At 72.9% G+C, this 484-nt stretch carries 1 protein-coding gene; it reads left to right on the forward strand.

What is annotated here, in order from left to right; translation table 11 throughout:
- Positions 1 to 484, forward strand: a 484-nt coding sequence (locus tag G3I71_RS46955) for a glycosyltransferase (RefSeq protein ID WP_164325063.1), incomplete at both ends; no start/stop codon positions are given.

The following is a 484-nucleotide window of genomic DNA, read 5'->3' on the forward strand; positions in this document are numbered from 1 at the left end:
GGGGCGGGGGGGTCTACAACTGGTTCGACCCCCTGACGCTCGTGCGCGCGATCGACCGCGTGCGCGGCCGGGTCCCCGAGGTGCGGCTCTACTTCCTCGGCATGAAGAACCCCAACCCCGACGTCCCGGAGATGGCGGTCGCGTCCCGGACGCGCGAGCTCGCCGACGAGCTCGGGCTCACGGGGACGCACGTGTTCTTCAACGACGACTGGGTGCCGTACGAGACGCGCGCGGACTACCTCATGGACGCCGACGTCGGCGTGAGCTGCCACTACCCCCACGTCGAGACGGAGTTCTCGTTCCGCACGCGCATCCTGGACTACCTGTGGGCGGGCATGCCGTTCGTCTCGACGGAGGGCGACGGGTTCGCGGACCTCGTGCGGGAGCGCGGCCTCGGGCGCGCCGTCCCGCCGGAGGACGTGGACGCCCTCGCGGACGCCCTCGCGGAGCTGCTCACCACCGCCGGGGCGGCGACCTCGGCGCG

The organism is Streptomyces sp. SID12501, assembly GCF_010550245.1.
Classification (GTDB): Bacteria; Actinomycetota; Actinomycetes; order Streptomycetales; family Streptomycetaceae; genus Streptomyces.